The following is a 13,766-nucleotide window of genomic DNA, read 5'->3' as shown; positions in this document are numbered from 1 at the left end:
CGCGCCGGCGCGTTCTCGCAGGACGCGCGCGGCCGGTGGTACCTGAACGTGTGCGTCAAGGTGGACGTGCCGAAGTCGGCGGGTACCGGGTCGGTCGGCATCGACCTCGGCCTGAAGACCGCGGCGACGTGCTCGGACGGCGAAGCGCTGGCGTCCGGCCTGTACCGCAAGCACGAGGGCGCGCTGGGGATCGCCCAGCGGGCGCGCAAAAAGGGCCGGGTGCGCGCGATCCACGCCAAGATCGCCAACACGCGCAAGGACGCGATGCACAAGTTCAGCACCGGGCTGGTCGAGCGCAATGCGGCGATCTTCGTCGGGAACGTGCAGGCCGGCGCGATGGTGAAGACCCGGATGGCGAAGTCCACGTTGGACGCCGGATGGTCCATGCTGAAGACGATGCTGGAATACAAGAGCCATCAGGCCGGCATCGTCTTTGAAGAGGTGAATGAAGCCTACACAACCCAGACGTGTTCGAGCTGCGGGGTCATTCCCGCGAGCAGTCCGAAAGGTAGGACAGGGCTTGGAATGAGGCGGTGGACTTGCTGCGAGTGCGGGGCGGAACACCACCGCGACGTGAACGCAGCCAAGAACATCGCCGCGCGCGGGCATGCGCGTCTCGCAGGAGGAATCCCCGTCCTTTAGGGCGGGGAGGATGTCAAGGATTGGCCCGCGTCTTGCAAGATGCGGGGGTGAAGTATCAGATCCGCCACCGCACCCACTACCGCTACACCCAGCCGCTGCGCAGCGCCACCCAGACGCTGTGCCTGACGCCGCGCCACACCGACACCCAGATCGTCCACCACTGGCGGCTCGATTCACCCACGCCGCTGCAGGCGCAGACCGACGCCTGGGGCAACCACAGCCATGTGCTGGCGGCAGGCGCCGGGGCGCGCATGCTCGGGTGCGAGGCGACGGGCATGGTCGAGGCCCTCGGCGCCTCGCTGCAGACCGATCCCCTCGGGCCGGATCCACGGCTCTACCTCATGCCCTCCACGCTGGCGCGCGCCGATGAGGCGCTGCGCCGCAGCGCGCTGGTCGCCGTGCGGGGGGTGGAGGGCAGCCGGGCGCAGGCGCTGGCGCTGGCCGAGCTGGTGGCGGAGCGTGTTCGTTACCAGCCGGGTTGCACCAACGCGAACACCACCGCGGCCGAGGCCTGGCTGGGCGGGGCGGGGGTCTGCCAGGACCAGGCGCATGTGCTGGTCGCCGCCTGCCGGGCGGTGGGGCTGCCGGCGCGGTATGTCAGCGGCTATTTCCACGCCCCCGACTCGCCCGAACTCGCCAGCCACGCCTGGGCCCAGGTCTGCCTGGACCCGGGCATGCGGCGCTGGCTCGGGCTGGACGTGACGCACCGCTGCGTGGTGGACGAGCGCCATGTGCAGATCGCGGTCGGTCCGGACTACGCGGCGTGTGCGCCGGTGCGGGGCGTGCGCAGTGGCGGCGGGGGCGAGCAGCTCTCGGTGTCGGTCGAGGTCACGCTGCTGCCTTGACCCCGAACAGCTACAGTTTTGCTGGCCAGACGTCGATATGGTTGCATCGGTGAGCTTCACCGTCACAGCGATACCGCCATTGCCATGATCAAAACCCTGCAACGTTTTCAGCGACTGCTGGGGTCGCGCTCCGAGACGACCACCGACACGCAAGTGCTCGACGAGTGGGCAGATACCCGTGGGCACCGGCTCAAGCGGGTCCGTCACGGGGATGGGCGCGTGGTGGAGTTCGAGTGGGAAGGGCGCCGTGGCCGTCTGGAATGGGGGCCGAGCAAGCGCGCCTACATCCCGCAGTGGGAACTGCGGGTGTGCATCGAGGCCGGCTTGCCGCAGCATCTGGAGATGCTGCTGATGTCGCGCTCGCTGGCGCAGCGCCTCGACTCGCAGGCCTACCAGACCCTCGTGCAGGACCACCAGACGGGCATCGACGCGACGCTGCCGGAAGAGGTGCGCTGGCTGTCGATGCTGGAGCGTGTGCCGGTGCCGTCCACGGTGGCTGGCTACGTGATGCTCTCGTCCTCGCCGCCCCATGCCCAGCGCTGGCTGGAAGGCGATCTGCTCAGCCGCGTCAGCCGCGCGGCCCACAACTGGCTGGGCGACGATGCACCGCTGGTGCTGATGACCTTGCGCGGGCGGATCTACCTGCGCACGGAGGCGCTGGTGACCGAGGTGGCGATGCTGGACGGGGCCTGCAACCTCGCCAATGCGGCAGCGACTTCGGCGCGGCTTCTCATGTCGAAGGCGACGCCTGTGGCGCGCGAGGTGTCCAGCGGCCGACTGGTGCACACCTCCCGGCTGGACGAGCCATCGGTGATGGAGATCCCCATGGACTCGGACATGATGGCGCTGGGCATGCCGTCACGCCTCGGTCCGCGCACGGACATCCCGGTGTAAGGACACCGCACGCCGACGTTCCCCTCAGGCGCCCGCCTTGCGGGCGTGTTTCCACGCCAGTTCTGCCATCGGCCGCGCCCCGGCACCCGCCTGTCGCGCCTGCGCGCTCGATGCCGTGCCGTCCACCACCCGCCGCGCGATGCCTTGCAGGATCGCCGCGATGCGGAACATGTTGTAGGCGAGGTAGTAGTCCCAGTCGGGCATCAGCGCTTCAAGGGTCAGCCCTCCGCTGCGCCCCTCGTTGACCCGCGTCAGATAGCGCTGCACGTACTCCGCCTCGGACGGAATCCCCAGCGGCGCCAGATCCACGCCGCCGATGCCCCGGAAGGTGCCCGGCGGGATGTGCCAGGCCATGCAGTGGTAGCTGAAATCGGCGATCGGGTGGCCGAGCGTCGACAGCTCCCAGTCCAGCACCGCCAGCACCCGCGGCTCCGTCGGGTGGAACATCAGGTTGTCGAGCCGGTAGTCGCCGTGGGCGATCGCGACCTGCGTGTCGTCGCGGGCATAGGCGGGCAGGTGCGCGGGCAGCCAGTCGATCAACCGGTCCATCTCGGGGATCGGCTCGGTGACCGAGGCGAGGTACTGCTTGCTCCAGCGCGCGGTCTGGCGCTCGAAGTAGCTGCCCGGCCGGCCGTAGTTGCCCAACCCGATCGCCACCGGATCGACCCGGTGCAGCGCCGCCATCACGCGGTTCATCTCGTCGTAGATGGCACCACGCTCAGCGCGGTCCATATCCGGCAGCGTCTGGTCCCACAGTACCCGGCCAGCGACATGCTCCATCACGTAGAAGGCCCGGCCGATGACGCTTTCGTCCTCGCACAGCAGGTGCATCTGCGCGACCGGCACATCGGTCGCGGCCAGCGCCTGCATCACGCGGAACTCGCGCTCGATGGCGTGCGCGGACGGCAGCAGCTTCGCCGCCGGCCCCGGCTTGGCGCGCATCACGTACAGGGCGCCCGGCGTTTCCAGCTGGTAGGTCGGGTTCGACTGCCCGCCCTTGAACTGGCGGACGCTCAGCGGCCCGGCGAAGCCCGGCAGGCGCTCGGCCAGCCAGCGCTCCAGGGTGGCAACGTCGAAGGCTTGCCCGTCGGCGACCGGGCGGGTGCCGGACTGGGCGGCGGCGTGGGTGTCCATGTCAGCGTGCTCCTGGGAAGGGATGCAGGAAAGGGGGGCCGGAAGGGCGTTCAGCGTTCCGAGATCGCCAGCAGCTTGTCGCGCGAGAGCACGACCAGCCGCGTTGGCTCGACCCGCACCGCGCCTTCGCGCTCGAAGCCCTTCAGCTCCTGGTTGACGCGCTGCCGGGAGGCGCCGACGAGCTGCGCCAGATCCTCCTGCGCGAGCTGCAGGCCGATGCGGGTCTCCTCGCCGTGGGGCACACCGTAGGCGCGGGCCAGCGTCAGCACCTGCTTGGCGAGCCGGGCGGCCAGCGGCTTGGTGTTCAGGTCCTCGAAGGACGCGAACATCAGCCGCATCCGCCGGCAGTTCAGCCGCAGCAGCGCCTCGGCCAGTTCGGCGTGGCGCGACAGCAGGTCGAAGAAGTCGTGCTTGCGCACGATCAGCAGCGTGGTCGGGCCGTGGGTGGTGGCATCGTGGGTGCGCGGCAGGCCGTCGAAGAGGGCGATGTCGCCGAACCAGGTGCCCGGCTCGACATAGGTCAGCGTGATCTGCTTGCCCGACATCGACACCGAACTCACCCGCACCGCGCCGCTGGCCACGCCCACCCAGTCCACGGGTGGTGCGCCGCGCGTGGCGACCTGCACGCCGTCCGGGTAGCGGCGGATGATGGTGCGGTTCAGGATGTCCTGGCGCAGCGCGGGCGAAAGCTTCGCGTACCAGGAGCCGGACTCGATGTGTTGGCGTTCTTCAGGGGTCAGGACGGGCGTCGTCATGCGGGCAGGATTCCAGTTCTCAGGTGCTCAGGTGCGCTCAAGTGCGCAGGTACTGCGCGAGCAGCTTTTCCATCGTCGTCTGGCGCTCGCGGTGGTGGAGCCACTGCGAGGGCGACAGGTTCATCGCGCGCACGACGGTGTGGTCAGCGCCGATGTCGAGCACGTTGATGCACGCCGGCGCCTGCTCCATCCGGCCGAAGAAGGCGCGTGTGCCGGCCAGCGCGCTGGACAGCAGCGCCCGGTTCACGCCGCCGTGCAGCACCAGCAGGGCGCAGTCCCAGTCGTCGCAGGCGGTGAAGCGGGCCATCGCGGGCAGGCAGCGGTCGAGCAGTTCTCCCACGCTTTCGCCACCCAGGAAGCGGTGCTGCTCTACGGCGTCCAGCGTGCCGCCACTCTCGAATGCCCCGAGGAAAGCCTCGCGGATCCCCTCCTTCGGCAGGTCCGACAGGCGCCCTGGGCGGATTTCCTGCAGCGCCTCGTCGACTTCGATGGCTGTGCCGGAGCCCGCCGCGGCGAGCACGCGCTGCGCGGTCTCCACCGTGCGCGGCAGGCCGCTGACCAGCACGCGATCGAAGGTGACCGCCGACGCGGCGAACAGCGCGCCCGCGGCATCGGCCTGCGCACGGCCGGTGGCGTTGAGTGGCACGGTGTCGGGCGGGACCGGGGTGCCGTCGTCGAGGAAGTAGTCGACGGAGCCGTGGCGCATCAGGTAGAGGCGTCGGCGCGGGGGCAGGGTCTGCGTCATGTCGGGTCGGGTTTCTGGTCCGTGGTCGGTCAGCGGAACTGCGGCGCACGTTTCTCGCGCCACGCGGCCAGGCCTTCGCCGCCGTTGTCGTGGTTGATGTTGGCAATGAAGGCGTCGCGTTCGCGGTCGAGGTGGCTGGCCAGCGGCAGGGTGGCGGCGTCCGCCGAGAGCCGCTTGACCGAGGCGATCACGTTGGGGGCGAAATGTGCCAGCGATGCCGCCAGCGCCAGGGCTTCATCGAGCGCCTGCCCGGGGTCGGTCAGGCGGTTGACGAGGCCCGCGCGCTGCAGATCCGCCGCGCTGCGCACCTGCGCCAGCCACAGCCACTCCAGCGCCTGCTGGCGGGGCAGCAACTGCATCAGCGCCTGCACCGCGCCACCATCCGGCGACGCACCGATGCGGCCGTAGGCGAGGCCGAATCGGGCGGTGGTCGAGGCGACGAGCAGGTCACAGGCCAGCGCCAGCGAGCAGCCGGCACCCGCTGCCGCGCCTTCGACCGCGGCGATCACTGGCAGCGGATGCGCCCGCATCGCGGCGATCCAGCCGTGCAGCGCGTCCACGCGGGCCGCCTGCACTTCGGGTTGGCCACGCACGGCGGCGAGCTGGTTCAGGTTGCCGCCGCCGCTGAAGTGGCCGTCCGCGCCGGTCAGCACGATGGCGCGCAGCGTCGGGTCGCGGGCGGCGTCGTCCAGTGCCGCAATCGCGGCCGCATAGATGGTCGGCGACAGCGCGTTGCGGGAGGCAGGGTCGCGCAGCGTCAGCACCAGGGTGCTGTCGTGGCGGGAGATTTGCAGTTCGGCGGGCAGGGTCGTGGACATCGCCGAAGATTCTGGCATGGAAAAAAGAACGATCGTTCGTTCTTTTCATCGCAAACGGTTGCGGCGAAGTCGGTGTTTACCCGTGGGTCAAGCCAGGCGGGCGCGCAGCCGCTCCAGCGCCATCTGCAGCGTTTCATCCCGTTTGGCGAAGCACAGCCGGGCGATCTGCTGGTCGCGCCCGTCCGGGTAGAAGGCCGACAGTGGAATGGCCGCCACGCCCACCGTGCGCGTGAGCCACTCGCAGAACGCAGCTTCGCCCAGCCCGGCGATCTCCGGGGCGAGGCCGCTGTAGTCCACGCTCTGAAAGTAGGTGCCTTCGCAGGGCAGCAGGCGCAAGCCGGTCCCGGCCAGCCCGGCGCGGAACAGGTCGCGCTTGCGCTGGTAGAAGGCGCCGAGTTCGCGGTAGGGCGCCGGATCGGCCATGTAGGCGGCCAGCGCGTGCTGCATCGGCGTGTTGACGGTGAAGACGTTGAACTGATGCACCTTGCGGAACTCGGTCATCAGCGGCGCGGGCGCGGCGACGAAGCCGACCTTCCAGCCGGTGACGTGGTAGGTCTTGCCGAAGCTGGAGATCAGCACGCTGCGGGCAGCGAGTTCGGGGTGGCTGGCGACGCTGAGGTGCGCGGCGCCGTCGTAGACCATGTGCTCGTAAACCTCGTCGGACAGCAGCAGGATCTCGGTCGGGCGCAGCAGGTCGGCAAGCTGCTGCTGTTCGGCGGCGGTCCAGACGGTGCCGGTCGGGTTGTGCGGCGTGTTGACGAGCAGGGCGCGGGTCTTCGGCGTGATCGCAGCGGCGAGGGCGGCGAAGTCGGGGCGGAAGGTGCCGGCTGTCAGCGCGACGTGGACCGGGGTGGCGCCGGCCAGCACGATGCTCGGCGCGTAGCTGTCGTAGCACGGGTCCAGCACGATGACCTCGTCGCCCGGGTGCACGAGCGCCAGCACGGCGGTGATGATGGCCTGCGTGGCGCCCGCCGTGACCGTCACCTCGGTGGCGGCGTCGTAGCGGTGGCCGTAGAGCGCCTCGACCTTGGCGGCGATGGCCTCGCGCAGCGCGGGGATGCCGGCCATCGGCGGGTACTGGTTGTGGCCGGCGTCCAGCGCGTCCTTGACCGCCTGCATCAGGCGCGGGTCGCCATCGAAGTCCGGGAATCCCTGGCCGAGGTTGACCGCGCCGCACTGGGTGGCGAGTGCCGACATGGTCGTGAAAATCGTGGTTCCAACTTGCGGCAGGCGGCTGGTGATGGTGGGGGTGCGGGCGGTGGGCGTCATGGTGGTGGCTCGCGTGGGTGCCCGCGTGCGCGGGCATGACGGGGAGGAGGGTGCGCTGCGGGTCCGTGGGTCAGAGGCCGTCGCTGGCGGGGCGGTCGGCGGCGAGGCCGAGCATGGCGCGCTCGATCAGCGGGCGGGTGAGTTGGTCGGAGAGCAGCTCGGCGAAGGTGTAGACGAAGTTGCGCAGGTAGGCGCCGCGCTTGAAGGCGATGCGCGCCACGTTCGGCCCGAACAGGTGGCCGACGGGCCGCGCGACCAGATCCCCGCCCGGTGCGCACAGCGGGTCGTCCGCCACCGCCATCTCGGCCACGATGCCCACGCCCAGTCCGAGCCGCACATAGGTCTTGATCACGTCCGAGTCGATGGCCTCCAGCACGAAGCTCGGCTTCAGCTGGCGCTGCTCGAAGGCCGCGTCGATCTTGGAGCGGCCGGTGAACGAGGGGTGGTAGCTGATCAGCGGCTCGGCGGCGATCTGCTCCAGCGTCAGCCGCTCGACCCGCGCCAGCGGGTGCGCCGTGGGCACGACGACGACGTGGCGCCACTCGTAGCAGGGCAGCGTGACCAGATCGTCGTACTGCGTCAGGCGCTCGGTGGCCATGCCGATCTCGGCCGAGTCGTCGAGGATCATCTGCGCGACCTGCTCGGGCGTGCCCTGGTGCAGGCTGACCGCGACCTTGGGGTAGCGGGTGCGCAGGGCGGCCACGGGGGTCGGCAGCACATAGCGGGCCTGCGTGTGGGTCGCGGCGATGGACAGGGTGCCGGCTTCCTGGCGCGAGTAGTCCTCGCCGATGCGCTTGAGGTTGGCGACCTCGCGCATGATGATCTCGATCGAGGTCAGCACCTGCCGGCCCGGCTCGGTGACGCGGCGCAGGCGCTTGCCGTGGCGGGCGAAGATGTCGACGCCCAGCTCTTCCTCCAGCTCCAGGATGGCCTTGGAGATGCCGGGTTGCGAGGTGTGCAGGGCCTTGGCGGTCTCGGTGAGGTTGAGGTTGCGGCGCGCCGCTTCCTGCACGAAGCGGAACTGGTGCAGGTTCATGCCGGCAGCAGCGTCAGCGCCGCGCGGGCGATGGCCAGCGTCACGGCGTCGAGTTCACCGATGGCGGCGGTCGTGGCGATCTCCACCCCGGGGAAGTGCGCGCGGGCGTTGTCCAGCAGCAGCGGCAGGTCCCGCCGCACATGGCCGCCCGCGCCGAGGAACAGCGGCACGACCGTGACCGCGGTGCAGCCCTGCGCGACCAGCTCGGTCACGCCGGCTTCCAGGTTGGGGGTCATCAGCTCCAGGAAGGCGAGGGCGACGGGCCGGCCGCCGGACTCCGTGCGCATGTGGGCGGCGATGGTGTGGAAGGGCGTGGCCCAGGCGGGGTCGCGTGCGCCGTGGGCGAAGAGCAGGATGCCGTGCATGGGGTGGTTTCCTTGTTCAGCGAATCAACGGTAGCGCACCAGCCAGCTGAAGGCGCCGAGCGACATCAGCAGGTAGAGCGCGCTGGGGAGACTGGCCGCCAGCCATGGCGTCCACTGGTGGAGCAGCCCGAGGTGGCCGGTGACGTTGTTGAGCAGCACGAAGCTGATGCCCAGCAGGATGCCGCCGAAGACCTTGAGCGAGATCCCGCCTGCACGGGCGTGCAGGTAGGCGAAGGGCAGCGCCAGCGCCATCATCACGAGGCAGGCCAGCGGGTAGAGGGCCTTCTTCCAGAACTTGATCTCGTAGCGCTGGGCGGACTGGTCGTTCTCGGCCAGGTGGGTCATGTAGGTGTAGAGCGCCATCGTGGACATGGTGTGCAGCGGCAGCACGGCCGAGGCCACCACCTGCCGCGTCAGCCCCGATGGCCAGCGCAGGTGCTCGAGCGCCTGGTCGGGGGCGAGCGAGGGCGTGCTGTCGGCGGACCACTGCGAGATGCGCACGTCGTCGAGCTGCCAGACGCCGTCCGTGCCGATGGTGGCGCGGGCCGCGGTGGTGCGGGTGCGCAGCTCGCCCTTGGGGCCGAACTCGAAGATCCGCACTTTCTCGACCGAGCCGTTGTCGCGGGCGACGCCGACGTTGAGGGTGTAGCGGTGTTCGCCGTCCTCGGCCATCCGGCTGTCGCGCAGCCAGACGCCGCCACGCTCGGTGTCGAGGCGGCCCGTGCGCATCGACTCCAGCACGGTCGCCTGCGTATCGCACCACGGCGCCACGAAGTCGCCGACGATGAAGGTGACGGCGGCCATCGCCAAGCCAAGCTGGGCCAGCAACTTCAGCGCCAGACCGGGCCCGAGCCCGCCGGTGCGCAGGATGGTGAACTCGCTCGACTGCGCCAGCCGCGCCAGCGCATAGATGGCGCCGATCAGCACGCCGATGGGCGCCAGTTCGTAGACATGGCCCGGCACCTGCAGCGCGCAGACCAGCAGGGCCTGGGCGAGCGTGTAGCCCTCCTTGCCGACGTTGTCGAGTTCGCCGACCAGGTCGATGAACAGGAACAGGCCGAGGAAGGCGAGCATCACGAAGGCGGTGGCGCCGAGGATCTCGCGGTAGAGGAGGCGGCGGATGGTGCGCATGAGGTGGGGTCCGGGTCAGCGCATGCGCCAGCGCAGCAGCCCGAGCGAGCCCAGCAGCAAGCCGCCGTGCAGGACCACGAGCGCGCCGGCCGCACCGAACTTGCCGGTGCCGACCCAGGCCTGGGTGAGGTTGATCAGGTTGAAATAGACGACAAAGCCCAGCAGCGCCACCAGCAGCACCCAGTTGTTGCCGCCCCGCGGCCCGCCGGAGGCCAGCCCGATGCCCCACAGCAGCATGTTGAACGCCGCCAGCACCATGCCGGCACGCCAGACCAGCTCGCCCTGTGCCCGCAGGCTGGGCGCTCGGAGCAGGTCGAGCGTGTCGAGCGCCTTGGGTGGGCGCTCCTGCAACTGCGACATCGCCTTCTCGCCGATGCGCACCTCGTACTGGTCGAAGCGCGAGATCGTGCGCGTGCCGCCGGTGAGGTTCAGATCGGTGCGGGCGCCGTTGTTCAGCAGCAGGCGCCGGCCGCCGTCGCTGCCCGGCTCGATGCGGCCGGCCTGCGCCGTGGTGACCGACTCGCGGCCCTCGCGCTGGTCGAGGATGAAGATGTGGTGCCCGATGGCGCTGCCCGAGGTCTGCTTGTCGAGGAAGAACACCCGGCTGCCGTCGCCGGACGACTGGAACTGGCCCGGCGCCACCCGCGAGAGGTCCGAGCGCTGCTCGTAGCGGGCGCGCAGGTCGACGGTGTTGCGGTTCGACCAGGGCCACACGACCAGCATCAGCGCGGCGACGGCCAGCAGCACCGGCGCCGCGAAGCGCAGCACGGGCGGCACGAAGCGCTTCAGCGACAGGCCGCTGCTGAACCAGACGGCCATCTCGCTGTCCCGGTAGAGCCGCGTCAGCGTGGACACCACCGAGATGAACAGCGACAGGCTCAGCATCGTCGGCAGGTGGCCCAGCGCGGTGTAGCCCAGCAGCAGCACGACGTCCTGCGGCGAGACCTCTCCCCCGGCGGCCATGCCGAGCACGCGGATCAGCATCATCGTCAGCACGATGGTCAGGATGACCACAAGGGTGCCGCCGAAGCTGCGGGACAACTCTTTGCGTAGGGTGGAATCGAATAACATCAGTGCGTACAGGAGCAGCGCGGAATTATGGACGTTCAAACACTCACGGCGGCAACGCAAGACTATTCGAAGCTGGTCACCGACGCACTGGTGGTCATCGTGCCACCCGAGACGGGCACCTGGCGCCTGCCGGCAGCGGTGCGCAAGCTGGTCGACGATGCGGTTGCCCAGGGCGATCTGGCCCTCAAGGCGGGTCGCACGCTCTACATCCACCGCCCATCCGGCCTCAAGGCGCCGCGTCTGGTCGTCGCCGTGGCGGCCGATGGCAGCGGCAAGGCCTGGCGCAAGGCGCTGGGTGCCGCATTCGGCTTGCTGAAGGGCAGCGGCGCGGAGCGCGCGGCGCTGGTCTGGGCCGGCGCGGGCGAACCGGACGCCGCGATGGCCGAAGCCGCCGTCTGCGTCGCGCAGGACGCCGTCTACGTCTACCGCCACACCAAGCCGAGCGCATCCGAAGCGCCGAAGTGGGTGCGGCTGGACCTCGTCTGCGGCGAAGCGGCCCAGGCGGATGCGGACGCCGGTCTGGCCCGCGGTCGCGCCATTGCGGCCGGCAGCACGCTGGCCCGCGAAGTCGGCAACCGCCCCGGCAACCACTGCACGCCGTCGATGCTGGCCGACCATGCCCGCGCGCTCGGCAAGGAACAGCCGGGCCTCAAGGTCGAGGTGCTGGACCGCAAGGACATCGAGAAGCTCGGCATGGGCGCCTTCCTGGCGGTCGCGCAGGGCTCCGAGGAGCCGCCGAAGTTCATCGTGCTGCGCTACCAGGGCGCCGGCAAGAAGGACGCCCCGACCGTGCTGGTCGGCAAAGGCATCACCTTCGACACCGGCGGCATCTCGATCAAGCCGTCCGCCGAGATGGACGAGATGAAATTCGACATGGGTGGGGCGGCCAGCGTGCTGGGCACCTTCCGCGCCATCGCCGAACTCAAGCCGAAGATCAACGTCGTCGGCCTGATCCCGACCTGCGAGAACATGCCCGACGGCCGTGCGATCAAGCCGGGCGACGTCGTGACCTCGATGTCCGGCAAGACCATCGAGATCCTCAACACCGACGCGGAAGGGCGCCTGATCCTGTGCGACGCGCTGACCTACGCCGAGCGCTTCAAGCCCGCGGCCGTCATCGACATCGCCACGCTGACCGGCGCGATCATCATCGGCCTGGGTTTCCAGCACGCCGGCCTTTTCAGCCCCGATGACGCGCTGGCCGACGCGCTGCTGCTGGCCGGGCGTGCGTCGCACGACACCGCCTGGCGGATGCCGCTGGACGAGGAGTACGACGAGGGCCTCAAGAGCCACTTCGCCGACATTCCCAACATCGGTGCCCGAGCGGGTGGCGCGATCACGGCAGCGAAGTTCCTGCAACGCTTCACGGGCAAGTACCGCTGGGCGCATCTGGATGTCGCTGGCGTGGCGTTCCGTTCCGGTGCGGCCAAGGGTGGCACGGGCCGGCCGGTGCCGCTGCTGACGCACTACCTCCTGGGTCAGGCAGGCTGATCAGTTGGCATGACCGCGGTTGCCTTTCATTTCAATGTGCCGGACCGGCGGGCCTACACCTGCCGGTTGCTGCGCAAGGCCTACCGAGCCGGTGCCCGCGTGGTGGTCACCGGCGAGTCGGCGCAACTGGCCGAACTCGACCGGCTGCTCTGGACCTTCGAGGCGCTCGAGTTCATCCCGCACTGGCGCGGGCCTTCGGCGGATGAACTGCCCACGCGCCTGCAAGCCACGCCAGTGCTGCTGGCCACGGGCCACAGTGCCCGCTTCGGGCACGACGTGCTGGTCAACCTCGGTCGGGACGTGCCGCAGGCCTACACGCAGTACGCGCGGGTCATCGAGGTGGTCGGACGCGATGACTTCGACCGGGACGGCGCGCGCGGTCGCTGGCGTCAGTACAGCGCCGAGGGCTGCGCGATCGAACGCCATGAGGTGGGCGGGTGACCGCGGCCCTGCGTGCGCCGCCGGACGATGTGCCGACCTTGACCGAGGTGGTGCGGCCGTCCGAGCTGGCGGTGCCCCCGGATGTTCCGGTGGCGATCCGGGAGTCTCCGATTGACGAGGAACGCCTGACGCTGCAGATCCTGGGCGAGGTGCAGGCCAGAGCGGATGCGCTGCTCGAAGCCGGGCTGCGTGCGCGTCTGCCGCCCTTGCTGGAACAGCTGGTGGAGGGCCTGCTCCGGGAGCTTCGGGCCGAGCTGTCCTCCGGTCTGGCCGGTGTCGTGCGCGAGGCTGTCGATCGGGAACTCGCGCGGTCCCGCGTCTCCTGAATTCTTAAGAGCTGTTCGGATCGGCGCGCGCTGTGCACCTGGGGCATGGACCAAGCGTTATCTGAGGGCTTTCCCGATTCGAGGCCCGGCCCGCTGGAGGTGCCTGCAGATTTCGGGTAAGTTCCGCGGCTGTGTTGTTCAAGCCTGTCGTCGGCGGGTCTTTCACCTTGTTCCAGCAACTGGAGTTCCATTCCATGAATCACAAGCTCAACGTCGTCATCGCCGCAGTTGCACTGGCAGCGGCCACCCAGGTCAGCGCCCAGGAAGTGGTCAAGATCGGCCACGTTGCCCCGACCAGCGGCGGCATTGCCCACCTGGGCAAGGACAACGAGAACGGCGCGCGCATGGCGATCGACGAACTCAACGCCAAGGGCGTGTCGATCGGCGGCAAGAAGGTCAAGTTCGAACTGCTGGCCGAAGACGACGGTGGCGACCCGAAGCAGGGCACGGCCGCGGCGCAGAAGCTGGTGGACTCGAAGGTCTCGGGCGTGGTGGGCCACCTGAACTCGGGCACCTCGATCCCGGCCTCGAAGATCTACAGCGACGCGGGCATCCCGCAGATCTCGCCGTCGGCGACGAACCCGAAGTTCACGCGCCAGGGCTTCAAGACGACGTTCCGCGTGGTGGCGGACGACGTGCACCTGGGTGGCACGCTGGGCCGGTATGCGGCCAAGGAGCTGAAGGGCAAGTCGATCGCGGTGATCGATGACCGCACGGCGTACGGGCAGGGCGTGGCCGACGAGTTCGAGAAGGGCGTGAAGGGCGCGGGCGGCAAGACGGTGGCGCGCGAGTTCACCAACGAC

16 protein-coding genes are annotated in these 13,766 nt (G+C 69.7%); 7 read left to right on the top strand and 9 right to left on the bottom strand.

Annotation, left to right across the window (positions count from 1 at the left end; all coding sequences use genetic code 11):
- The 3 genes from AABN02_RS13015 to AABN02_RS13005 all read left to right on the top strand — a co-directional run.
- Positions 1 to 642: transposase (locus AABN02_RS13015; RefSeq protein ID WP_338415355.1), on the top strand; the 642-nt coding region annotated here is incomplete at its 5' end.
- Between the two features lie 47 nt (positions 643 to 689).
- A complete protein-coding gene (locus tag AABN02_RS13010; protein ID WP_338415354.1) occupies positions 690 to 1,487 on the top strand; it encodes a transglutaminase family protein in 798 nt (265 codons plus the stop codon).
- A gap of 84 nt (positions 1,488 to 1,571) precedes the next feature.
- Positions 1,572 to 2,381, top strand: coding sequence for a hypothetical protein (locus AABN02_RS13005; RefSeq protein WP_338415353.1), 810 nt, complete (start codon positions 1,572 to 1,574; stop codon positions 2,379 to 2,381).
- A gap of 24 nt (positions 2,382 to 2,405) precedes the next feature.
- Here the strand turns inward: AABN02_RS13005 and AABN02_RS13000 are convergent, their stop codons facing one another.
- From AABN02_RS13000 to lptF, 9 genes are all read right to left on the bottom strand, one after another.
- Positions 2,406 to 3,515 (bottom strand): phosphotransferase, encoded by a 1,110-nt coding sequence (locus AABN02_RS13000; RefSeq protein ID WP_338415352.1) that lies wholly within the window; start codon positions 3,513 to 3,515, stop codon positions 2,406 to 2,408.
- 50 nt (positions 3,516 to 3,565) lie between these two features.
- The gene (locus AABN02_RS12995) at positions 3,566 to 4,270 is read right to left on the bottom strand and encodes a Crp/Fnr family transcriptional regulator (protein WP_338415351.1); all 705 of its coding nucleotides are present in this window, start codon (positions 4,268 to 4,270) and stop codon (positions 3,566 to 3,568) included.
- Between the two features lie 37 nt (positions 4,271 to 4,307).
- On the bottom strand, positions 4,308 to 5,015 hold the full coding sequence (locus tag AABN02_RS12990) for a histidine phosphatase family protein (protein WP_338415350.1): 708 nt from the start codon (positions 5,013 to 5,015) through the stop codon (positions 4,308 to 4,310).
- Positions 5,016 to 5,044: 29 nt separating this feature from the next.
- Positions 5,045 to 5,833 carry an enoyl-CoA hydratase family protein gene (locus AABN02_RS12985; RefSeq protein WP_338415349.1) on the bottom strand — a complete coding sequence of 263 codons (789 nt, stop codon included), beginning with the start codon at positions 5,831 to 5,833 and terminating at the stop codon, positions 5,045 to 5,047.
- Between the two features lie 87 nt (positions 5,834 to 5,920).
- On the bottom strand, positions 5,921 to 7,102 hold the full coding sequence (locus tag AABN02_RS12980; RefSeq protein ID WP_338415348.1) for a pyridoxal phosphate-dependent aminotransferase: 1,182 nt from the start codon (positions 7,100 to 7,102) through the stop codon (positions 5,921 to 5,923).
- Between the two features lie 70 nt (positions 7,103 to 7,172).
- Positions 7,173 to 8,138, bottom strand: a complete 966-nt coding sequence (locus tag AABN02_RS12975) for a CysB family HTH-type transcriptional regulator (RefSeq protein WP_338415347.1) — start codon at positions 8,136 to 8,138, stop codon at positions 7,173 to 7,175.
- Positions 8,135 to 8,503, bottom strand: a complete 369-nt coding sequence (locus AABN02_RS12970) for a CbiX/SirB N-terminal domain-containing protein (protein ID WP_338415346.1) — start codon at positions 8,501 to 8,503, stop codon at positions 8,135 to 8,137. The genes AABN02_RS12975 and AABN02_RS12970 overlap by 4 nt, the downstream gene beginning before the upstream one ends.
- Before the next feature lie 24 nt (positions 8,504 to 8,527).
- Positions 8,528 to 9,634: an LPS export ABC transporter permease LptG gene (gene lptG / locus AABN02_RS12965; protein ID WP_338415345.1), complete on the bottom strand. Its 1,107-nt coding sequence runs from the start codon at positions 9,632 to 9,634 to the stop codon at positions 8,528 to 8,530.
- Positions 9,635 to 9,649: 15 nt separating this feature from the next.
- Positions 9,650 to 10,705, bottom strand: coding sequence for an LPS export ABC transporter permease LptF (gene lptF / locus AABN02_RS12960; protein ID WP_338415344.1), 1,056 nt, complete (start codon positions 10,703 to 10,705; stop codon positions 9,650 to 9,652).
- Positions 10,706 to 10,732: 27 nt separating this feature from the next.
- Between lptF and AABN02_RS12955 the strand changes: the two genes are divergently transcribed.
- The 4 genes from AABN02_RS12955 to AABN02_RS12940 all read left to right on the top strand — a co-directional run.
- On the top strand, positions 10,733 to 12,196 hold the full coding sequence (locus tag AABN02_RS12955) for a leucyl aminopeptidase (protein ID WP_338415343.1): 1,464 nt from the start codon (positions 10,733 to 10,735) through the stop codon (positions 12,194 to 12,196).
- A gap of 9 nt (positions 12,197 to 12,205) precedes the next feature.
- On the top strand, positions 12,206 to 12,637 hold the full coding sequence (locus AABN02_RS12950) for a DNA polymerase III subunit chi (protein ID WP_338415342.1): 432 nt from the start codon (positions 12,206 to 12,208) through the stop codon (positions 12,635 to 12,637).
- Positions 12,634 to 12,963 carry a hypothetical protein gene (locus AABN02_RS12945; protein WP_338415341.1) on the top strand — a complete coding sequence of 110 codons (330 nt, stop codon included), beginning with the start codon at positions 12,634 to 12,636 and terminating at the stop codon, positions 12,961 to 12,963. The genes AABN02_RS12950 and AABN02_RS12945 overlap by 4 nt, the downstream gene beginning before the upstream one ends.
- A gap of 194 nt (positions 12,964 to 13,157) precedes the next feature.
- Positions 13,158 to 13,766: branched-chain amino acid ABC transporter substrate-binding protein (locus AABN02_RS12940; protein WP_338415286.1), on the top strand; the 609-nt coding region annotated here is incomplete at its 3' end.

The sequence above is a fragment of the uncultured Sphaerotilus sp. genome (assembly GCF_963924895.1).
GTDB lineage: Bacteria > Pseudomonadota > Gammaproteobacteria > Burkholderiales > Burkholderiaceae_C > Sphaerotilus.
Note: the sequence above shows the minus strand (reverse complement) of the source record. Positions and strands in the feature narration are given on the sequence as shown.